Raw genomic sequence first — 21,940 nt, 5'->3', positions numbered from 1 at the left:
GATCGCCTACTTTTGCATCAGCTAAATTAAGCATAAGCCATGCATCGATCTGCTTTTTGGGCCCTTTTATTCATTCTCTTTTACACTCTAAGTCTATCTGCACAAGAAGGCAGTTTGGAGCTAAACTGGCGTTATCAAGAAGGCCAAAGTCAAAATTTGGAAGCCTGGATTTACCCGGCTAATCGGGCTGAGTCTTGTTATATCCTACGCTCAGCAACTATCCTGGAAGTGCGACTCAGTGAAGGCCGACTAAAACAAAACCTTCCTTATAATTATGAAGGAGATCATCTTTGTGTTCGCCTTCCGGCGGAAGCCGACTCTAAAGCCAGAATTTACATCCACTACCGAATCGACTGGTCCAGTATTGAAGCTTCTGCCTTTATCGCCTTGCTTAATCCGGGTATCGTTCTTAATGCCCTTAACATAGAGTCTTCTGCTGCAAATGGTGATGCGGGACAGCTATTTCCCGCACCTGCAAATGATGAAAGACAGTATATCCGTTTAAATCTTTCTATGCCTGAAAACCTGCGTTTGGAGTCTCCCTTAAAGGCGGAATTTGAGGTATCAAAGGAATTGCAGCAATCGCTCTTTTTAAAGTCTGAGCAAGCTATCCGAATGAGCGAGTTTTATTTGGCTTTGGGCGATTTCCGTCATTTTGATTTGGATGATGTTCAAGAAAACCTGGCGGATCAAAACAAGATTTTGGAAGATCAAAAGATCGAGGATTTTCAAAATCGCCATCAGGCTTTGATCCATTATATAGCCCGCGAAAAAGAGTGGATGTTTACCCGCGAAGGCTTGCTGGCCCTTTCCGAATTAAAAGCTTCTACCGCGATTCCAAGCTTTCCTAAAAAAGAGGATCTCAAGGGAAGTGCTAATCATCAGGCTATCCAGATTGCCATTTTGGAAGAATATTTTAGTCAGGACTGGCCACAGCATTGGGCTCAATTCTGGAAGGAGCAATTGGGCCCAGAAGAGTGGCATGTAGTACTTACTAAATACAAAACTGCAGAAAGCGAAAACTCCTTATTCTGGAATCATTACATGACTTATTACCTTGAGAGCAAGGGCTTAAGTTGGGCAGATACCAACAGGAGTCTTAACCCTATGGATTCTCTTGAAATAGCTAAAGCGCGCTTTTTTCAAGACTCGCGAAAGGCCTTGGTAATTGATATTAACTACCGTTTGATGGCCCGCGAAAATCGGCTCTACCTCTACACTGAATTTGCCGATAGCAATTTAAACCTCCCTACTGAAATAGCAGGTCAGCTTAGCTTTCAAGCAGATAGTCAAAGATTCAATATTAAAGCCAACTTGAAGCCGCAAGACACGCTCTTTATTGAAATTGTGGAAGCCCCCCGAAGCTTATATCTTGACCCAGACCCCTGGGGTTTGATTAGCTGGCGCGAAAACCGTCCCTTAACCTATTTACTTTATGATCTGTCCCAAGGTCCGAGTCCTGATATTCGCCGCCAGGCCTTACTTAAATTATTGGAAAGCGCCCAGCCCAAATTGCTAACTACAGTAGTAGGTGTAGCGCTGGATAGCGAAGACCCGGAGCTCCGAAAACTGGGACTGGAAAAGTTCTCGTCCCTAAGGCCAGGTGGTAAAAATAGATTACGCTCCAGCCTTGAAGCCATGGCCCAGGATGAAGCGGATGTTAAATTGAAGCAAAAGGCCCAAGAGCTCTTGCTCGAAATGGAACCTTGAACCATAAGGAATTGGTAGATTTGCTGCTTCCGAAATTTTGAAAACACTCGATGGAAATCATTATACAGGCATCTCAATTTTTACTTTCCTTATCCCTGCTGATTATTCTGCATGAGTTAGGGCACTTTATCCCCGCTAAGATCTTTAAAACCAAGGTGGAGAAGTTCTACCTCTTCTTTGATTACAAGTTCTCTCTTTTTAAAAAGAAGATTGGAGAAACGGTATACGGTATCGGCTGGATTCCCCTTGGCGGCTATGTGAAGATTGCCGGGATGATCGATGAGAGCATGGATACGGACCAAATGAAGGAAGAACCCAAACCCTGGGAATTCCGTTCAAAGCCGGCCTGGCAGCGATTGATCATTATGGTAGGTGGAGTAACCGTAAATGTGATCTTGGCGATAGTGATTTACATCGGCACATTAATGTATTACGGTGAGGAAGTTTTACCTATAAAAAATATTGAGCAAGGTTTAATGGTGGGCGAAAAAGGAAAGGCCATTGGACTGGAGACAGGCGATTTAGTAGTTAGTGTCGATGGAAAACAATTGACTCGGTTTAATGAGATTGATAAAGAGCTAGTTTTAAGTGAAAGCAGCATTGGCATTATCCGTGATGGTGAAGCCATGGAAATTCAGGTTGATGCAAATGATAAAACCAAGCTTTTAGAAGGAGAAAGCAAAATTGTTGGTTTGCGTTTTCCCTTTGTAATTGAAGCTTTTGGTGATACTTCTTCTGCTAAAGATGCGGGTGTTGAAATTGGGGATTGGATTAAAGCTGTAAATGATCAAGAGAACCTTACGGCTGATATGATCCATGACATTATCCCCGAATATGCTGGCGATACCATTCAATTAGGTCTTTTACGTGGTGATGAATATCTGAATATCTCAGTAGCTGTGCCCGAGAGTGGGAAAATTGGCATCGCGCCTCAGAATAAGATTGAGCTGAAAAAATACTTCCAATTAGAAAGTCAAAAATTCACCCTGGCTGAAGCTATTCCCGCAGGATGGAACAAAACTACTGGTGTTTTAAAGGATTATATCCGCCAATTAAAATTGATTTTCACCCCCAGCACTGGTGCTTATAAAAAAGTGGGTGGTTTTATCACAATTGCATCTCAATTCCCTAATGAATGGAATTGGGAATGGTTTTGGAACATTACTGCCTTCCTAAGCATTATGCTGGCCTTCTTAAACATATTGCCTATCCCAGCCCTAGATGGAGGCCATGTGGTATTCGTTTTAATCGAAATGATTACCGGCCGCAAACCCTCGGATAAGGTGCTCGAATATGCGCAAATGGTAGGCTTTTTCATCTTATTGGCGCTAATCGTACTGGCCAATGGTAACGATATACTCGGCTTATTTAAATAGGGCCCTAGGCTTAGTATTTTTCCTCCTCTGGGGCTGGAATGCCTATGCCCAGGAAGCTCAATTAGAAGTACAGCTCAAAGACCTTTACAAAGGGGAGGCCTTAGCAGGCGTACGTCTTACCATTCACGAAACGGAACAATTCAGCTTTAGCGACAGCAGTGGTCATATCCAAATAGAGCTGTTGCCCGGGCATTATCATTTACACTTCGAAAAAGAAGGCTACCTGGCCGAAGATCGGGATTTACATTTTCCAGAAGAGAAGAGTATAATTCTCGCCATGATCCCCAGTAGGATTGAGTTAGATGAGCTTCTCATTGAAGACGGCTTCCTCAATCAAAGTCGAAAAAAGTATTCTCAGAAATGCTCATTCTGCATCCCAAAGAAGAAGAGCAAGCTTCCCAAATTGATTTGGCTTCCATATTGGAGCGAATGCCGGGAATCAATGCTCTTAATACCGGTCAAGGGATTTCGAAACCTGTAATCCGCGGCTTTATGGGAAACCGGGTGGCGGTTATCGATCAAGGAATAAAGCAAGAAGGTCAGCAATGGGGTTTGGATCATGGTTTAGAAATCGACCCTTTCCAGGTGCAAGGCATGGAACTGATCAAAGGACCAGCTGCGCTTCAGTACGGTAGTGATGCCCTGGCAGGTGCCCTGAGACTATTGGCTGAAGACCTGCCGGAAAGAACCTGGTCTGGCGGACTGCAGAGCGTTTATCACAGCAATAATCAGACTTGGGGAAACTCGGTACATGGCGCCTATCGAAAAGATAAATTCAGCACTAGCCTACGCTTAAGCCGCAAGCGCTACAGCGACTTTAGAGTGCCTGCTGAAAGCTTCACCTACAACGGTTACATTCTCCCTATAACGGATAACACCTTAAAAAACACTGCAGGCGAACAACAATCCGCACAATGGAATATTAACTGGAACAGCAATCAATACCGCGCTCGTTACAGCTTCTCTGTTTATGATCAGAAGCAAGGCATGTATCCCGGGGCAACCGGTATTCCTCGAGCATTTGACGTGGGCAATATCGGGGAAACCCGCAATATTGATTTACCACGCCAGGAAATTCAGCATTACAAAGCCTATACCCTGCAAAACATTAAAATTGGGGACCATTGGCTGGAAATTGAAGCAGGGTATCAATTTAATGACCGGGCCGAAAAAAGCTTGCCCCACGCTCATGGCTTTGCCGAACTGGATAGTAATGACTATCTGGCCCTAGGACTTAAGCTCCACAGCTTACAAGCCAATGCGCGTTATCGCTTTCATTGGTTAGAGCAAGATTTCGTCGCTGGAATTGCTCAGCAATATCAACGCAATCATCAAAGTGGTTTCGAATTTTTAATCCCAGAGTATGGAGCCTATCAATCCGGGCTCTATGTACTGACTAAGGGTAAATTTCAAAGCAATCTCTTTTGGGATGGCGGCCTGCGTTGGGAATACCGCCAACATCAATCTCCCCAGGGTATAACTCGTTGGTGGAATAATATTGATAGCCTGGTGCTGCGCTCTCCGGCCATAGATCGCCAATTTTCTAATCTAGCTGCTGCATTTGGCCTCTCCTATATCCTGCGCGAATCCTGGCAATTGAAACTGCATCTGGCCCGCAGTTTCCGAGCGCCGAATATCGCGGAGCTTAGCTCTAATGGTGTGCACCATGGTACTTTTAGACATGAAGTTGGCGATGCTGGCCTCAATCCGGAAATCGCCTGGCAATTGGATGGCCTGATTGAATATCAGAATGAAGAATGGTTAATTCGACTAAGCCCTTATTTCTACTATTTCGAGAATATGCTCTTCCTGCGGCCCACCGCCCGATTTTCCAATTTGCCGGAAGCCGGCCAGGTGTATGAATATCAGCAAGCACCCGCTCTACAAGGCGGGGCCGAGCTTTATTGGGACTGGCATCCCTGGAAACAATTGCATTGGAGTAATGCCAGTGAATTACTGCTCAATCGAAATCTCAATACCCAATTGCCTCTGCCCTTTAGTCCACCCTGGTCTAACCTTAGTACTTTAAAATGGGAGGCAAAAAGCTGGTACCTTTCGGCTGATTGGCGTTATACCTTCGCCCAAAATCGCACGGATCGCAATGAAAAGGCCAGTCCAGCTTACCATCTTTTTGGACTGCAAACCGCCTACAAATTAAAATGGGGGGAACAGCAGTTGCAAGTGCATTTAGCCGTGCACAATCTTTTCGATACTTTTTATCTGAGACACCTCTCGCGTTACCGCATTTTAAACCTACCAGAACAAGGCAGAAATATAGTAGCCGGCATTTCTTATTCTTTTTAATTGCAACATTGTTGTAAAAGCAATATGTTTGCGCAAAATAAAAACACATGCGTAAAACTGCTCTCTTCCTATCCGTATTAATCCTTGGCGCCGCCTGCTCTGATGATTCTGACAATCAAGATCTAAGCGCTCCAGTAATCCTCTCGGCCACCTTAAATGGAGAAGATCATGATCTAGAATTCAATGCTGCAGAAGCCCTTAACCTGGCGGTAGAGGCTTCTGACAATGAAGCTTTAGGTCAAATTAAACTAGACCTACACGATGTATTTGATGGCCATAGTCATGGGAAAGTATCTAGCACCTGGACCTTAAGTGAGGTTCACAATTTAAGCGGTACTCAGACCACCTTCACAAAGACGCTGCAAGCTCCTGATCCGGTAACCGCCGGACCCTACCATCTTGTATTAAGGCTATTGGATGTGGCTGGAAATGAATCTGAATTCGCTGAGCTGGATTTTGTCCTTCGCAATGGCAGCGAACCCCAAATTAGTATCACCGATCCTGATTTCTCCCAAGGCTTCCAAATTACTAAGGGTCAAAGCTTTAATCTTACTGGTAGTGTGACCGACAATATCGATCTGGCCGAAATAGTAATTCAAGTGCGCGAAGAAACCGAGCATAGCCATAAAAGTTATTCCAGCACCATTTTCTCCTTTGATAAGGATCTGGATGGAGGCTCCGACCTCAGCTTTGATTTAGGAAGCCTTAGTATCAGCATTCCCTCTAGCGCTGAGATTGGCCATTATGAATTGTACATTAGCGCCAAAGATTCAGAAGGAAACTACGGTATTTATACCGCCGAAATTGAAGTGATTTAATGACAGATACAGCTGAAGAAATCTTACGCTCCCATGGCCTGCGCAGAACGCTGGGCCGTATTCAGGTACTCCATTTTGTGATGCAGCAAAAAGCGGCTGTTTCACATAGTGAACTAAGTCAGGCCTTTGAGGGAAAACTCGATCGCGCCAGCTTATACCGCACCTTACAAGATTTCGAACAGCAGGGTCTTATTCACAAGGTTCCAGATGATGTAGTTTCGGTGAAATACGCCTACTGCCACGGATCTTGCTCCCCGGAGCATCATCATGATTCGCATTTGCATTTCAAATGCCACAATTGCGATCAGACCTATTGTTTGGAGGAAAATACCTTACCTAAAATTGCCGTGCCAGAGGGTTTTATCCCAGAAAGCACCGAGGTTTTAATTCATGGTATTTGCCGGGCTTGCGCCTAATCCAAATGCTCCCAAATACGATCAAACTCTAAGCGGAAGGCCCTCAGCAATGCAGGGTCTTCGCTTAATATAAGGTTCTCATAATTGCGCTCCGCTGCCGAGCGGGTCCAGTTGTAACTGCCCGTTAACAGTACCTTATCATCAAAGAGCGCGAATTTATGATGCATGTGATCCTCGGTTTTATCGAGCAAGATGGGCAGCCCTATACGATGTAAAAAATCAATATCGGAACCCATATCCTCACTCTTATTATTATCGCTGATAATTCGAACGCGCTTCCCCACTTTATAAGCCGAAACTATCGCATCCCGAATAATATTATCACTGATGGTAAAGACACAGATATCAATACTGTGAGCGGCCGATCTTAATTGACTGAGAATAGCATCTCGGCAGTCCTCCCCCGGACTAAAATAGGCCCGGCCATGAGTAGGCTCTGTCGCCGAGGGTTCCTTTAAAAGTTTCACGCATTCGTAAAACCAGCCCAGGATCAATTCCATTTTAGTGCCCTCTGCTCGATCCATGGCAAAATCTCGAACCCGGCTAAGCAACCAATCGCGCTGTTGAGGGTTTAAGTCATAAGCAGCCAGTAAGGCTTTTATGCTGCGTTTTTCACTGCGCGATAAAATCAGGTCTTCCAGACTGAGCAATAGCTCTTGCTCCAGATTCTTAAGGTGGCTATTCATGCGCCTAAATTAGCAGAAAGCGTGCGGTCATTGGGCATGCTTTTTATCTTTGTGGCCTCACCTAAATGAAAAACTATGTACGGTAAACTACAAGCGCACTTACAAGCAGAACTTCAACAAATTGAAGCTGACGGACTTTACAAGCGCGAACGCATTATCACCGGCGAACAAGGCGCTGAAATTACCGTGCAGGGTGGCCAAAAGGTGCTCAATTTCTGCAGCAACAATTACCTCGGTCTTTCTTCAAATCCTAAAGTAATTGAAGCGGCCAAAGCCAGTTTGGATACCCATGGTTTCGGTATGTCTTCGGTGCGCTTTATTTGCGGAACTCAAGATATTCATAAGACCCTCGAGCAAAAGATCGCTGACTTCCTCGGAACTGAGGATACCATACTCTATGCAGCGGCTTTTGATGCCAATGGTGGCGTATTCGAGCCGCTTTTAAGTGCGGAAGACGCCATTATCTCCGATAGCCTTAACCATGCTTCTATCATCGATGGAGTTCGCTTATGTAAAGCCGCTCGCTATCGCTACGAAAACAACAATATGGAAGACCTGGAAAAACAATTGCAGGCCGCTTCCGAAACTGCGCGTTTCAAAATTATTGTAACCGATGGGGTATTTAGTATGGATGGCTATGTGGCGCAATTGGACAAAATTTGCGATCTGGCCGAAAAATACGATGCACTGGTAATGGTAGACGAATGTCATGCTACCGGCTTTATCGGTAAAACCGGACGCGGTACCCATGAACTCAATAATGTAATGGGTCGAGTAGATATTATTACCGGCACCTTAGGAAAAGCTCTTGGTGGTGCCATGGGTGGCTTTACCACCGGTCGTAAAGAGATTATCGATTTATTGCGTCAGCGTTCTCGTCCCTACTTATTCTCGAATTCTCTAGCCCCAGCTATAGTAGGTGCCTCTATTGCGGTATTTGATCTTTTAAGCGAAACCACCGAATTACGCGATAAGCTGGAGAATAATGTGAATTACTTTAAAAAAGGAATTCGCGAAGCAGGTTTCGATATTAAAGACGGAGACTCTGCCATTGTTCCCATTATGCTTTATGATGCGGCCCTTTCACAGCAGTTTGCTGATGCGCTCCTTAAGGAAGGTATCTATGTGATTGGCTTCTTTTACCCCGTTGTACCTAAAGGTCAAGCCCGGATTCGCGTACAATTAAGTGCCGCTCACGAACAAGAACATTTAGACCGTGCCATTGCCGCCTTTACCAAAGTAGGCAAGGAGCTTGGAGTTTTAAAATGATTATCAGAGCTTTAGGTTTACTACCTTTAGCTCCTCTCCTAAATAAATGAGTACTGCTTTTTGTAATTCTATACCGGCTTCCCTGAGAAGTTGCGCATAGTCTTGCAGCTGCTGCTGATGCGCCGCTAACTCAGCCCCAGTCTTGTAATCGGCCAGGTACCACTGTTCATTTAAGGACACCAAACGGTCGGGAATCCGCTTTCCTTGCCCGGGAACTAATATGCTTCTTTCATTATAAACCTTAGCATCTGGAGCATAGAGTTCTTTTAAGTCTTTATGATTCAGTAAATTACCCAGCTGGGGTTTTAGCTTCTTTAAATCATCTTCATCCAGCCAGGATTCATTTTGAGCTCTTTTTAATACCTGCTCCAGATCACTGGCTTTTCGAATTTGTGCCAACAATTGATGCATTTTGGTTCCCCAACGAGCATCAGCTAATTTATCATGCTGCCAGTGCCTTGGCACATTACTGATCAGCTCCAGTTTTTCCATCCAAGGCAAAGCTTTAAAGGGTTTCGGTTCAATGCCCCTATGCTCCGTAATTTCCCAATCGAGGCTTTGTCGCTTGCCTATCTCATAAATTCCCGGCTCATCAGCTTCAAAATAACGACATAAAAACGCTTCTAAACTCTGCTGATTTCCGGTCTTGGACGGCATTTGACTAATAATATGGAGCTCTTGCTCGGCCCGGGTAAAAGCCACATAATAAATATTGAGGTTATCCATCATTATCCGCGAAAGCTCCTCCTCATACCAAGCCGTATACTGCGGCTGAAATTCAGGGATTGGCGGTTTTACCAAATCGATAAAGCTAAACGAGAGGCCAAAGGATTCTGGTTCCAAATCTACCCAGGCGCGAGGATTTGTAGAACCACCTCCGCTTTGCAAGGCGCCATAAGCCGAAAGGTAGATCACCACCGGAAATTCGAGGCCCTTGGCTTTATGCACACTCATTATCTGTATGGCATTGGTGTCTTCCGGAATACTCAAACTTTTCTCAGAACCACTTTCCTGCCACCATTGCAAAAACTCCGCGGTAACCGGACGACTATGGCTTTGATACTCCTGAATTTGATCCAGGAAGAATTGCAAATAGGGATCATTTTGCCAGGGCATTTCGAAAAGCTGCATCAGTTGATAGCATTTTTCCAAAAGCTCTTGGGCCTGCCATTGGTCAAAATCAAAAGAACCAAACAAGTTGTTTAATGCCTCCCCTATCTCTTTCAAATTCTTTTCAGACCAGGCCTTTCTGAAATCATGCGGGTCTTGACCATGAGGGCAGAAACGCTCCGCAAACAAAGCTAGCCAAGCCCGACGACGTTCCTTATCCTTTGGGAATTCCGACATCTCCAAAAAGGAAATAATGGCCTGCACTTCAGCGGAAGCGCCAATTAAAAGGCTATCGGCGGATAGAATTTGCAGGGCCTCTCCGGGAGCTAAGGCCAAATTCGCCTCTTGTTCCAAAAGAAATTTGGCGGCTCTGCGTCCCGTTTTATTGCTTCTAGACAAAAGACAGATATCTCTTTGCCGATAACCCGCTTGAAGTAAATCGTTTATCCTGTTTAGTAAGGCCTCGTCCTCCATTTCGGGGCTGGGCCTATTGTCTAAAAGCTCCAGACTTATATAGCCTCCTTCTGCCTTTGCGGGCACTTGTTTGCCCTGTTTATAAATCTCACGGTACTCGGCATTGGGCAGCTCAGCACTTAAGGTCTCAAAAAAGCGATTATTAAAATCCACCAGGCCTGAGCGCGAGCGCCAATTATGCTCCATGGGAACCACCTTTCTTTGGTAGAGCTCCCGACCAGCCACCTTATTACTAGCATCCTTATCGCTAAAAAGATCCACAAACAATTGCAGATCACCTCCTCTAAAGCGATATATACTTTGTTTGGCATCTCCCACAATCATAGTGCTACTGCCTTCAGAAGCCAGAGCATTATTTAAAAGGGGTAAGAGGTTTTCCCACTGCAAGCGTGAGGTATCCTGAAACTCGTCAATAAAAAAGTCTTGAAAACGATCCCCTAAACGTTCGTAAAGGAAGGGCGCTGGTTGCTCTCGTAGTTCTTTGGAGATAATCTTATTGAAATCGCCAATGGGCATTCGGCCACTTTCTTCCTTAATCTGGTCTATTCGCAATTCAATCTCTCCTAAAAGCGCTAAGGCATGTATGCCCTTAAGAACTCGGTCTAAAACCCAATATTCCTCGAAACTATCTTCCTCTAAGTCTTTGATTTTCTTTGCTCTTTCATAAAGCTCTTGGAGTATATTGGCATCATTTAAAGCCGCCTTCTTTTTCCCTTTGGTAGATGGGATATGCTCAGGCCCTTTCTCTTCAAAAGTTTCAATTTGCGTTTTGGTAAAAGGCTTGAAGTCAGCCTGGCTTATCGCCTGAACCCAAGAATATAAGCCTCCCCTTCTAAAGTCCTCCCCTGCCAAGTCTAATTCTTCACATCGTTGAAGAAAATCTTTTGCGGATTTTCGAAAAAGCCCTTTCAACTGATTTAATCGCTTGCGCAATGCTTCTTCTATACTTAGTAATCTTTCAGGTTCCAATTGTTTTAAGGCTTCCAAATAGGGAAAGGCCCGTTCTTGAAACAACTCCTTTCCGCGATTAATGAGAAGTCGGCGACTGTCAAATGCACTTTCATCATCGAGCTGTTGGCGGATATAGCGACGCAGAACTTCTGTAAAAGGTCCTTCCTCCTCCAATTCATCCAAAAGACGGTCTACCGCCTCTTCGAGGATGCGATCATTATCTAGCTCTACTTGAAAATGACCATTAATATTAAGATCCTTGCTAAAGCTGCGAATCAAGCGATTGGTAAAACTATCGATGGTAGACACATTAAAGGCCGCATAATGATGCAGAATGCCGGATAAAGCTGCACTAGCTCGGTGTTTTAATTCGATAGGATCAATCGCTAGTTCAGCGGCTAATTCCTCGGCATAAGCCCGATCTCCCGCTTCAATGTCTGGATAGGACTTTAAGAGCTTTAATTGCTTGATGAGGCGAACTTTCATCTCACCGGCTGCCTTTTTAGTAAAGGTGATGGCCAGGATATGCATGAAACGCTTTGCGTCTTTAGTGCTCAAACAACGCTTTAAATAATTGCGCACCAGTTGAAAGGTTTTTCCCGAACCGGCTGAGGCATTGTAAATAAGGAAGCGTTCGTGCATAGAGGACATTTGAGCCTAAATTAGCAAATAAGAAAAGGTCTAAAGGATGGCGGCAAATTACTTTGAAAACAAGAAAATCTGGATAACCGGAGCCAGTTCCGGAATTGGTAAAGCCATGGCTGAAGAACTGGCTAAACTTGGAGCCAAACTGGTTATTAGCGGACGCCGCAAAGAAGCTTTAATGCAATTGGCCAAAGAACTATTAGTCTTTGGAGCTCCACAGGTAGAAGTATTGCCATTTGATTTAGAACAGGAAGCGGAGCGCCAAAATGCTCTTGCCGAATTGCAAAAAATTTGGTCGGCACCTGATATTCTCATCCTATCCGGAGGCCTATCACAGCGCTCCTTAATTCGAAATACAGAATTAAAGGTCTACCGCCGTTTAATGGAAGTTGATTATTTAGCCAATGTAGAACTCAGCAAAGCCTTTATGGACCACTGGCAAAATGGCCAAGGGCAAGTGGTGGTTATCTCCAGTTTGGTAGGTAAAATCCCCACGCCCTATCGTTCAGGATATGCCGCTGCCAAACATGCCCTTCATGGTTTTTACGAAAGCCTGCGCGCTGAAGAGCCTCATCTAAAAGTAAATTTGATTTGTCCGGGTTTTATACATACCCAAGTATCTGTAAATGCGCTTACCGGAAATAATGAGGCTTTGGGTGAAATGGATCAGGCGCAAGCCAATGGTATGCCCGCAGAAGTTTTTGCTAAAAAAGCTTTAAAAGCCATTCAAAACAATAAAGCGGTGGTCCTAATAGGTGGCAAAGAAGTTTGGGGAGTCCACCTCTTCCGTTTCTTCCCTGGCCTCTTCCGAAAGATTATCGGTAAGGCTCAGGTCCGTTGAAACTTATATCGACTGAAGGAATGTTGATATAGTTAAAAACTAAGCTTTTTTAATTTTTAATAACTAATTTTGATGCGCCTTCAACAAAGAATAATTCCTGTTGAAGTTTGGGACAAACTTTCTTAGCAATAGATTTGTTTCACTACACAAAGTATCAACTAAAAAAATATCAAACATGGCTTTTGAATTACCAGCATTACCCTATGCTCACAACGCTTTAGAACCACATATTGACCAGCAAACCATGGAAATCCACCATGGCAAGCACCACGCTGGTTATACCACCAAATTAAACGCCGCTATCGAAGGCAGCGATTTGGCTAATCAATCTATCGAAGACATTCTTGCCAATGTTTCCAAGCATGGCGGTGCCGTTCGCAATAATGGCGGTGGTTTTTACAATCACAGTTTATTCTGGAATGTAATGGGCCCTAATGGAGGTGGAAATCCTTCCGGTGAATTAGCCTCTGCTATCGACGAAGCTTTCGGTTCATTCGAAGCTTTTAAAGACGCTTTTGCTAATGCCGCTGCTACTCAATTCGGTTCAGGTTGGGCCTGGTTACTAGTAGATGGCAATGGAAAGCTCCAAGTAAGCAGCACTGCCAACCAAGACAATCCTTTAATGGATGTGGCTGAAGTAAAAGGTACCCCCATCTTAGGTTTAGATGTTTGGGAACATGCCTACTACTTAAAGTATCAAAACCGTCGCCCTGATTACATCGAAGCTTTCTTCAATGTAATTAACTGGGACGCTGTAGCGGCTAATTACGCGGCTGCGAAATAATTTAATTTCTGACATCGAAATCCCATTTAGGGATTAGAAAAATAAGCCCCGTCTCTCAGCAGAAAGACGGGGCTTTATAGTTTATTAAGCCGAAAGGCTCCATTCCTATCATTAGTTGGAATCTGAAATTCGATCGATTAAAATCTTTTTATTATTCCGGCTAACGGGAATTTCCTGACCCGCTAAGAAGACCGTGTTTTCTTCCAGTTTCTGAATCTTATCCAGATTTATAATGTGTGACTTATGCACTCGAAGGAAGTTCTCAGGTAGTTTAGCAACAAAGGCCTTCATGGTGCTGTGAACAATATATCTTTTATCGTCAGTAACTACCTTAATATAGTCACCCAAGGCCTCAACAAAGGAAATATCATCCACGCTTAATTTCACTAAAACGCCATCTGATTTAATGAAAAGTGAATTTTCGATCTCCTGTTTTTTCAGGTTTTCTTCATAATAACGGGCTCTTTGTACCGCAGAAGAAAAGCGATCCATGTCGATTGGCTTGGAAATATAGTCGGTAACATCGTATTCAAAAGCCTCGAAAGCATAATGCTTTTTAGCCGTTACCATGATTACCTGAGGCACTTCTTTGAAGCTCGCCAAGAATTCAATACCGCTCATCTCCGGCATTTCTACATCGAGAAAAATGAGATCTACTTCCCTCTTTTGCAAGGCGATACGTGCTTCAATTGCATTGGGGTATACGCCCACCAATTCAAGGTCGCTTACTTTTGAGATGCATGACTTTATCGCTTCCCTTTGAATGGGGTCATCATCAACAACAATACACTTCATGAGAGAGGAATGAATTCTTAACAAAAATGGCTCTAAAATGTATAGTACGCAAGAATTCAATTATTTTAGAGCCTATGCCTTGCCCCACAAGGCTTTGAGCTTGTCCCTTTTTATTCATTCCAGGCTTTCTATCAACCACTTATCGACAGATTTTGCTGTTCATCTAATAATTAACAGGCCCTGTTAATAAGGAGATTAGGTTTGTTGGGTAATTCAATTATTACAGCTATGAAAACCTGGGGTATTACATTTTTTCTAGCCTTGGCCTTAAGCTTACAAGGTCAAGTTTTAACCGTGACCAACACGAATGATTCGGGTCCCGGTTCGCTACGTCAAGCAATCACCGATGCCAATGCAAACTGGAGCATCGATCGTATCGAATTTAACATTCCTACCTCCGACGCCGGTTACAATGCCAGCACCGGAGTATTTACCATTCTGGTAACCACCGCCGAGTTACCCAGCATTAACAACCGTGTTTTAACTATCGACGGAAGCACTCAAACTGCTTTTACTGGTAACACCAACACCACCATCTTCGGAGCCGGTGGTACCGTAGGTTGTGATGCAGTAGCCTTAACACAGGTAGACGGTCCCGAGATCGAGATCGTTGACGGAGCCGGTAACTTGAAGTGGGGATTACAAGCTACCGAGCGTTACATCACCATTAACGATATTGCTATCCACAGCTTCGGTAACGGATGGTTCATTTACGATAATGCCAACCTTTTGGTTCGCGGTGGCGGTGGCTACTTCGAAGCTTTTAATATGGTTTTAGGTTCTGAAGCTCATCAAGATATGGCTCCTGCCGGAAGCGATATCAATGGTGCTCCTAACTTCCAGGCCTTAGGCGTTGACGATGGTAAATTCCACCACAATTACGTGGCTTATGGCTCTACCATGGGTGGCTTCCTTCGCACTGGTTGTGCCAACTGGGAAGTTTATCAAAACGACTTTGCTCACAATGGTTTGGTAGATCAAATTACCGATGGTTTAGATGTAGCTGATTTCACTGAAAACTGTCTTATTAAAGAAAACCTTTTCCGGAACAATGGTGCCAATGGTTTGGATACCTACAACTCTCACGGTGGTCACCAAATTGAGAACAACACTTCTTACAATAACGGTCGCTTGGGTAACGAAACTTCTGGTATGCGTATCTACGGAACTTACGGCGACACTATCGCTAAGAACCTTATTTATGATAATGTGGGTGCCGGTATCCTGGTTACCAGTGCAGCTGAAAAACACCATATTACTCAAAACTGTATTTACAACAACGGAAACGTAATTCCAGCTGTTGCTCCTTTAAGTACTTCTAAGCAGTTAGGTATTGACTTATTAAGCTCTAGCGATAATCATCGCAAGGGAACCGGTACCTACGTTACTTTAAACGATAACAACGATGTTGATGCCGGAGGTAACCAATTGCAAAACTTCCCTATTATCGACGCGGTAATCATTAACGGTGCAAACCTTACTGTAAAAGGTTTTGCCCCTGCCGGTGCTACTGTAGAGTTCTTCGAAGCTGATCAATATGCCGGTGCTTATATGCCTCAAGGTAAAAGCTTCCTTTTCTCTAAAGTAGAAGGTAGTGGCGATGATATGGATGCCAGCACCGGATCTTATGGTCCTGGTTTGGTAAATGGAATTGCTCAGGGTACTGAAAGCAATGCCAACCGTTTCGAGTTTACTGTTCCTGTACCTGCTGGCTTTGTGGCTGGAGACGCTATCACTGCTACCTCTTTCCTTACTGCCAATGGTACTTCTGAATTCTGTGGTGCTTTCACCGCCGTAAACGGAAGCGGAACCTTAAATGTAAACCCAGAATTGAACTGTGTTTATATCGACGTGAACAATGATGTGGTTGCCAAATTCGGTTACCATAACCCCAATAACTTTACTGTAAACATTCCTGTAGGAGCTAATAACAGCTTTAGCCCATCTCCACAAGGTCGTGGCCAAAACACCAGCTTTATGGCCGGTACCCACAGCAATGAGTTTACTGTTACCTTCCCTTCTATCAGCGCTTTGAGCTGGTACTTAGACGGAACTTCTGTTACCGCAGACATTAACAGCGTTCGTTGTCCTGCCGACTTGCAGGTAACTCAAACCGTTACGAATAACACTCCTAATGTGGGAGATCAGGTAACCTTTACTATTCACATTGACAACCTTACTTGTGGCGTTCCTGCTACTGCGGTACAGATTCAATATGTTATTGATCCCAACTTCACTTATGTAAGTCATGCCGGACCCAGCAGTGGAAGCTACAATGTAGGAACCGGTTTATGGACTATCCCTGAAGTAGTTTGCGGTACAGGTCAAAGCTTACAAGTTACCGTTCAGGTAAACGGAAATGGTAGCAACACTGCCTCTGTATTGAGTCAAAATCAACCCGACCCTGTAAGTAGCAACAACAGTGCTAGTGAAAACTGCGCTACTGGTTCTTCAGGTTCTAATAACGGAGGTATCGAAAGTGAAGGTTCTATGGCCCGCTTAATTGCTGCCCGTAACTACGAGCGTATTATCCGCGGACAGCATACTTTCTACGATCGCATTGCTCAGCAACCTACTTTGAGTGATATGCAAAGCCAACAATTAGGAAAAACCGGTGCCTTAAGTGACTATCTCCCTCCCGTGGGTCCTCAAAATGCTCCAGCTGTAATCGCTACTCCAACCGATTTGATTGGCATCACCAATGCTATAAATGTATTCTCAGTAGACTATTTAAATACTGCTCAGAACCGTTTAGGAAGCATCCTGGCCATCGAAACTCAGAATGAGGTATACAACCACACCAAGGTGATTTGCGACCGTTTAAACGGTGCCACTTTAGAAAGTATTAAACTGATCAATATCAAGGGTCACACCTTTATCCTTTCTCACCTAGATCAAGGTGAAGGTTTGGTAGACATGGCGGTAACCTTTGTAGCCTACAAGAAAGCCAATGGCTCTATTGAAATCGATGCTCGTTGGAACCAACAAGAGTATGATATCCAGCCTTCTGATAAAGTGTACAACTTCCAGGTATGGTCTGTATCCGAAAGCTTAACTCGCCAATTGGTAGAAGACATCCTTACTTTAATGGAAATGGATGGTCCGGTAAGCAGCTTAACCAGCAGCAACGTTGCAGTACCTACTGCCTATGTTAAAACTGGTCACTATGAGGATGGGAAAATCTTCCTTACCATGGTAAACACTGTAGGTGCCAGCGAGATTAACATCATGGCTAACCGTACCATTAACGAGCAAGCAACCCGTACTCAGTTTGGTGAATTGATCAGCCTTGATCCTGCTAAAAACGAAGAAACTGTAGTTTGGAACACCGGATACTTATTCGACTCTGGATTCGAAATCTTGAACGATATCGGTGGTGGCCGCGATGTATTGTATTTAGCTGACGGTGCTTGGGGTGTTGACTTCGAGCGTGTAGTAGGTGCCAATAGCACTACCTTCAACACTCTTACCGAGAGTGGCTATACCTACGATAGCTCTAAAAAACACTTAGAACGCGATGTACAGTTCACCGGTAACTTAAAGAACTATGTGAGCATTTACCGCATGTTGCGTCCTGGTCACAAATCTGTAGACCTGAGTGCCTACAACCAAATGACTTTTGAAGCTAGCTTAAGCGGATTGAATGAAATTATTGTAACCCTGGTAAGTGGCGACATCACGAACTGGAGCGAGCAATACCGAGTTACCGTGCCTGTTCAAAATGCTGCTATGGGAACTTACAGCATCGATTTTGCCGACTTGGTTTCTGCCGGAAACACTCCGCTTGACCTGAGCAATATCTTAAACGTGACTTTCTCACTTGTTGGTGACTATAACAGCTTCGTGCCGGTGAGCTTCGACATTGCTAATGTAGAATTCAATGGCAATGGCAACCCTGTAAGCACTGCCGAATACGGACAAGTGCAGAACGGATTAAACGTATATCCAAATCCATTTAGCGGTGCTACTCAAATTGACTTGCACTTAGACAATAGCAGCGATGTACGCGTAGAGCTTTATGACTTAAGCGGTAAGATGGTAGACCAGGCAGCTTTAGGCTTCCAATTCAAAGGAACCAACACCATGGTTTACCAACCTCAAGCCGAATTACTGGAAGGTGTTTACCTGATGAAGGTGATCACCGATAACCGTAGCTACACCCAAAAAGTGGTGTACCGTAAATAGTGTAATTACCCCCTCTATATCCGAAGGATCCCGGCACCCACTGTCGGGCTTCCTTTTCCGCCAGAGGAATTAAAACGTGTAAATACCCCCTCTATATCCAAAGGATCCCGCGCAGTACGCTGCCGGGATTCTTTATTTTTGGCCCATGCGTATTGATAAGTACCTCTGGTGTGTTCGCAAATACAAAACCCGCAGCCTGGCTACTGATGCCTTGAAAAAGTCGCGGGTATTAATTAATGATGAGCCCGCTAAGGCCTCCCGAGAAGTGAAGGTGGGCGACAGAATTGGTTTTCGTAAAGACGGTGTGCTGTACCAGATTGAGGTTTTGGATATCCCCAAATCGCGGGTGGGCGCCAAATTGGTTCCCGACTTAATCCGAGATATCACTACTGCCGAAGAGCTCGAAAAGCAGCAGTTTATCAATATGATGCATAAGCTGAGTCGACCTCGGGGAACCGGTAGACCCACCAAAAAAGAACGTCGAGACCTTAACGACTTTATGGATTTGGATGAATAGGAAAAACCTGCTCCAGCAAGGTCTTTAAAGGTTCATCATAAATATCATGCTTCCCTTCAAAACGATGCAGGTCGGGATGGAGACCCTTTTCCTTTAAAAAGTTTAAATGCTCCTCTAGTCGTTCCTCGCTAATAAATTCATCATCATCGCCGCAAAGCATATGTAATTCCTTGGGGCGAAAGTTTTCGAGGGCCTTTTCAAAATTGAGATCCGGAGGAAAAGCACCCGCCCAATTAATCAAAGTTTCGAATTTCAAATTGGTGCTATTGGCCCATCGACAGGCGGTAGCTACGCCCTGCGAAAAACCAAAAATGGCCACCTTTTTAAAACTTTGACGCTTCAATACCATCATGGCCACCTGGTCCAACATTTGGCAATAGTCATCAATATCGTTGAGGCGGTCTTCCTTGGTCATCCAGCTGGAGCCCACTCGGCCCGAAGAGCCTTGTAAATAAAAGCGATGCAAACCTTCTGGTGCCACAAACAGAATATCGGAGCGCTGCGCCTTTTCAAACTTGCGCAGGAAATACTCTGGATGCTGCCCATATCCATGCAGTACAAAACAGAGATAGGGCTGTAAAGACAACGGCTCGTTACTGAGGTAGTAGCGAGCCGTGCGTTCTATTTTAAAGTCTTTGCGAATGCTCAAAACTGAGGTTTGCGTTTTTCTAAAAAGGCGGTGGTTCCTTCAGTAAAATCTTCGGTGCCGAAGCATTTCCCAAATTCTTCAATTTCCACTTTAAAGCCATTCATACCATCGGTATAACCGGCATTCACACATTTAATCGCGCTGTGAATGGCATTGGGTGAATTTTGGGCAATTTTAGCCGCCAGGCCTTTCGCGGTTGGAAGCAGTTCTTCCAATTCGGTAAGATGATTTACCAAGCCCATTTCATAGGCACGATCGGCCTTGATCATTTGGGCGCTGAGAATCATTTCCAGGGCTCGGCCTTTGCCTACTAATTGAGCTAAACGCTGGGTACCGCCATATCCCGGAATCAAGCCCAGAGTAACTTCAGGTAAGCCTAATTTGGCATTGTTGGAAGCGATACGAATATGTGCACTCATCGCAAGTTCCAAACCACCACCCAAGGCAAAACCATTTACGGCTGCAATTACAGGTTTGCAATAGTTCTCGATATAGTCAAAGAGACTACTCTGACCTAAGGCTGCTAATTCGGTTCCTTCGGTTACGGAGAAGTTGGCAAATTCTTTAATATCCGCACCAGCTACAAATGACTTTTCACCACTTCCGGTTAAGATCACCACCCGAACAGTGGTATCCTCTTTTAAGCCTTCTAAAGCCTGATGTAGTTCGGCTATGGTTTCTTTATTTAAGGCATTGAGTTGCTTGGGACGATTAAGGGTAATTACCGCAATTGAATCGCTTATTTCCAGTAGCAGATTGTTGAATTCCATGATTGTTTCATTGGGTGCTCTGCAAAAGAAATGAATTCCCTCGGATTTAAAAACTTCCTAGTCCTCGCTTTGTGCAGAGAGAGGCAGGTAAACCCGGAAACAGGTTCCTTCCCCCAATTTGGTTTCGAATTCTATACGGCCGGAAAAGCCATCTACAATTCGTTTTACTAAAGCCAGGCCTAAGCCCATACCACTGGACTTGGTAGTGAAACGAGGTTCAAAAATCTTGGTATGCTGTGATTCGGGAATACCACTGCCATTGTCGCAAACTTCAATAAGGGCCTGTTCTCCCTTCCGCGAAAGCGAAACTACCACTTTTTCTTTTCGCCCTCCGGGTACGGATTGCAAGGCATTATTAATAAGGTTGTTCATCACCCGAATTAACTGGTCTGGATCAGCATAAATTTGCAGGTCTTCGTCTTCAGCCTTAAACTCTACATTATGCTCGGGATACAACATGGCCACCCTGCGCACCAATTCCCTTACGGGGAAGAGTTTTAAACGCAGTTCCGGCATAGAGGCAAAGCGAGAGAATGCCGCCGCGATATTGCTTAGGGTGTCGATCTGATCAATCATACTCTCGGCAAACTCACGTAGTTTTTCCGGATCATCCGTGCGCAGGCTCTTTTCGAGGTACTGCACATTCAATCGCATCGGCGTAAGCGGATTTTTAATTTCATGTGCCACTTGCTTAGCCATTTCACGCCAAGCACTTTCCCTTTCGGTTTGAGCCAATTTTGCTGCTGAGGCTTCCAGCTCCTGAAGCATGCGATTGTATTCCGCCACCAGGGTACCAATCTCATCCTGGTATTTCCATTCCAGTTGATAGTTTCCTCCTTTGAGTCGGGTGTTTTTTATGTGTTCCCCGATTAATTGCAAGGACCCTGTGATGTAATTCGAAAGGAAATAGGCCATCAAACTAGCCCCTAAAAAGAGTAGGAAGTATATTTCCGTTAATCGCCAGAGAAAGTTCCTTAGATCCTCTCTACTGAGGTCCTCCACGTCGAAATAAGGTAGGTTGATAATAGCTACCGGCTTACCCTGATAGTTTCGGATAAAATCGAAGGTGGAGAGGAAGTCTACCGAATCGGTTTTATAGCGACGTAATACCTGATCAGCAGTTTGGTAAAGACGCTCCATCAGGTCGGGATCAATCTTAGTCGGGATAATGCCACTTTCGTGGAGATGGGGTGTGGAGGCAATGAGCAAATTCCCGTTAAGCCCATAGATATTGATATCCAAACCATTGATTTGTGCGAGATCACAAACCTTGGTATCAAAGAGGCTTACAATGCTGTCGGTATTGTTAATGAGCTCTTGATCGCGCAAGAAAAAGTTGATGGATTCCAATACCGCGAACTCCTTACGTTTGAGGCGTTCTTCGTGGTATTGCTCGTTTTCTTGCTTAAAGTGATAGAAGGAAATGGTTCCGGTTAAGAGGAATGAAATGGCGAGGATAAGCAGCATCGAAAAAAAGATGCGTCCTCTAAGGGTAAAGGGTATCCAGCTCCTGTTGATCACGTGGGGAAGTTAGCAAAATGCGGGCCGGAAAACTTGATTCTAAAAAATCAATAACCCCGCCCGCGGCGGAAATAATAATGCAAGCCCAATCACCTCGAAAATAAACTTTGAGCCACTTC

Annotated in this window: 17 protein-coding genes; 11 read left to right on the top strand and 6 right to left on the bottom strand. The window is 44.5% G+C overall.

Annotation, left to right across the window (positions count from 1 at the left end; translation table 11 throughout):
* Positions 1–39 precede the first annotated feature (39 nt).
* Genes ACO05P_RS12950 through ACO05P_RS12925 form a run of 6 tightly spaced genes read left to right on the top strand, consistent with a single transcriptional unit; the run spans position 40 to position 6,624 of the window.
* Positions 40–1,710, top strand: a complete 1,671-nt coding sequence (locus tag ACO05P_RS12950) for a hypothetical protein (RefSeq protein ID WP_421751437.1) — start codon at positions 40–42, stop codon at positions 1,708–1,710.
* 50 nt (positions 1,711–1,760) lie between these two features.
* The gene (gene rseP / locus ACO05P_RS12945; RefSeq protein WP_421751435.1) at positions 1,761–3,086 is read left to right on the top strand and encodes an RIP metalloprotease RseP; all 1,326 of its coding nucleotides are present in this window, start codon (positions 1,761–1,763) and stop codon (positions 3,084–3,086) included.
* Positions 3,055–3,567: a hypothetical protein gene (locus tag ACO05P_RS12940; protein WP_421751434.1), complete on the top strand. Its 513-nt coding sequence runs from the start codon at positions 3,055–3,057 to the stop codon at positions 3,565–3,567. The genes rseP and ACO05P_RS12940 overlap by 32 nt, the downstream gene beginning before the upstream one ends.
* Positions 3,453–5,390 carry a TonB-dependent receptor gene (locus ACO05P_RS12935; RefSeq protein ID WP_421754905.1) on the top strand — a complete coding sequence of 646 codons (1,938 nt, stop codon included), beginning with the start codon at positions 3,453–3,455 and terminating at the stop codon, positions 5,388–5,390. Before ACO05P_RS12940 ends, ACO05P_RS12935 begins: the two co-directional genes overlap by 115 nt.
* Positions 5,391–5,437: 47 nt before the next feature.
* Positions 5,438–6,208 (top strand): DUF4625 domain-containing protein, encoded by a 771-nt coding sequence (locus tag ACO05P_RS12930; RefSeq protein ID WP_421751433.1) that lies wholly within the window; start codon positions 5,438–5,440, stop codon positions 6,206–6,208.
* Positions 6,208–6,624, top strand: a complete 417-nt coding sequence (locus ACO05P_RS12925) for a Fur family transcriptional regulator (RefSeq protein ID WP_210760413.1) — start codon at positions 6,208–6,210, stop codon at positions 6,622–6,624. Before ACO05P_RS12930 ends, ACO05P_RS12925 begins: the two co-directional genes overlap by 1 nt.
* On the opposite strand, the gene ACO05P_RS12920 is transcribed toward ACO05P_RS12925, so the two are convergent.
* Positions 6,621–7,310 (bottom strand): phospholipase D-like domain-containing protein, encoded by a 690-nt coding sequence (locus ACO05P_RS12920; protein ID WP_421751432.1) that lies wholly within the window; start codon positions 7,308–7,310, stop codon positions 6,621–6,623. The two genes, ACO05P_RS12925 and ACO05P_RS12920, sit on opposite strands and share 4 nt — an antisense overlap.
* A 75-nt stretch (positions 7,311–7,385) precedes the next feature.
* Here ACO05P_RS12920 and kbl point away from each other — a divergent pair, with 75 nt between their 5' ends.
* The gene (kbl, locus tag ACO05P_RS12915) at positions 7,386–8,579 is read left to right on the top strand and encodes a glycine C-acetyltransferase (RefSeq protein ID WP_421751430.1); all 1,194 of its coding nucleotides are present in this window, start codon (positions 7,386–7,388) and stop codon (positions 8,577–8,579) included.
* Positions 8,580–8,582: 3 nt separating this feature from the next.
* Here kbl and ACO05P_RS12910 read toward each other — a convergent pair whose 3' ends face one another.
* A complete protein-coding gene (locus ACO05P_RS12910) occupies positions 8,583–11,756 on the bottom strand; it encodes a UvrD-helicase domain-containing protein (protein ID WP_421751429.1) in 3,174 nt (1,057 codons plus the stop codon).
* Positions 11,757–11,802: 46 nt separating this feature from the next.
* Between ACO05P_RS12910 and ACO05P_RS12905 the strand changes: the two genes are divergently transcribed.
* Positions 11,803–12,600: an SDR family NAD(P)-dependent oxidoreductase gene (locus ACO05P_RS12905; RefSeq protein WP_421751428.1), complete on the top strand. Its 798-nt coding sequence runs from the start codon at positions 11,803–11,805 to the stop codon at positions 12,598–12,600.
* 175 nt (positions 12,601–12,775) lie between these two features.
* A complete protein-coding gene (locus ACO05P_RS12900) occupies positions 12,776–13,384 on the top strand; it encodes a superoxide dismutase (protein WP_421751427.1) in 609 nt (202 codons plus the stop codon).
* Between the two features lie 111 nt (positions 13,385–13,495).
* Here ACO05P_RS12900 and ACO05P_RS12895 read toward each other — a convergent pair whose 3' ends face one another.
* Positions 13,496–14,179: a LytR/AlgR family response regulator transcription factor gene (locus tag ACO05P_RS12895; RefSeq protein WP_421751426.1), complete on the bottom strand. Its 684-nt coding sequence runs from the start codon at positions 14,177–14,179 to the stop codon at positions 13,496–13,498.
* 228 nt (positions 14,180–14,407) lie between these two features.
* Here ACO05P_RS12895 and ACO05P_RS12890 point away from each other — a divergent pair, with 228 nt between their 5' ends.
* Together ACO05P_RS12890 and ACO05P_RS12885 are read left to right on the top strand one after the other, a co-directional pair.
* Positions 14,408–18,364 (top strand): T9SS type A sorting domain-containing protein, encoded by a 3,957-nt coding sequence (locus ACO05P_RS12890; RefSeq protein WP_421751425.1) that lies wholly within the window; start codon positions 14,408–14,410, stop codon positions 18,362–18,364.
* Positions 18,365–18,509: 145 nt separating this feature from the next.
* The gene (locus ACO05P_RS12885; RefSeq protein WP_421751423.1) at positions 18,510–18,881 is read left to right on the top strand and encodes an RNA-binding S4 domain-containing protein; all 372 of its coding nucleotides are present in this window, start codon (positions 18,510–18,512) and stop codon (positions 18,879–18,881) included.
* Here ACO05P_RS12885 and ACO05P_RS12880 read toward each other — a convergent pair.
* Genes ACO05P_RS12880 through ACO05P_RS12870 form a run of 3 tightly spaced genes read right to left on the bottom strand, consistent with a single transcriptional unit; the run spans position 18,862 to position 21,767 of the window.
* Positions 18,862–19,530 carry an alpha/beta hydrolase gene (locus tag ACO05P_RS12880; protein ID WP_421751421.1) on the bottom strand — a complete coding sequence of 223 codons (669 nt, stop codon included), beginning with the start codon at positions 19,528–19,530 and terminating at the stop codon, positions 18,862–18,864. The two genes, ACO05P_RS12885 and ACO05P_RS12880, sit on opposite strands and share 20 nt — an antisense overlap.
* A complete protein-coding gene (locus ACO05P_RS12875) occupies positions 19,527–20,300 on the bottom strand; it encodes an enoyl-CoA hydratase-related protein (RefSeq protein WP_421751419.1) in 774 nt (257 codons plus the stop codon). The genes ACO05P_RS12880 and ACO05P_RS12875 overlap by 4 nt, the downstream gene beginning before the upstream one ends.
* Before the next feature lie 57 nt (positions 20,301–20,357).
* Entirely contained in the window at positions 20,358–21,767 is a 1,410-nt protein-coding gene (locus ACO05P_RS12870) for an ATP-binding protein (RefSeq protein WP_421751418.1), read from the bottom strand.
* Positions 21,768–21,940: the final 173 nt, after the last annotated feature.

Source organism: Croceimicrobium sp. (assembly GCF_965228705.1).
Taxonomy (GTDB): domain Bacteria; phylum Bacteroidota; class Bacteroidia; order Flavobacteriales; family Schleiferiaceae; genus Croceimicrobium.
This window is presented reverse-complemented; position numbering and strand designations above follow the sequence as displayed.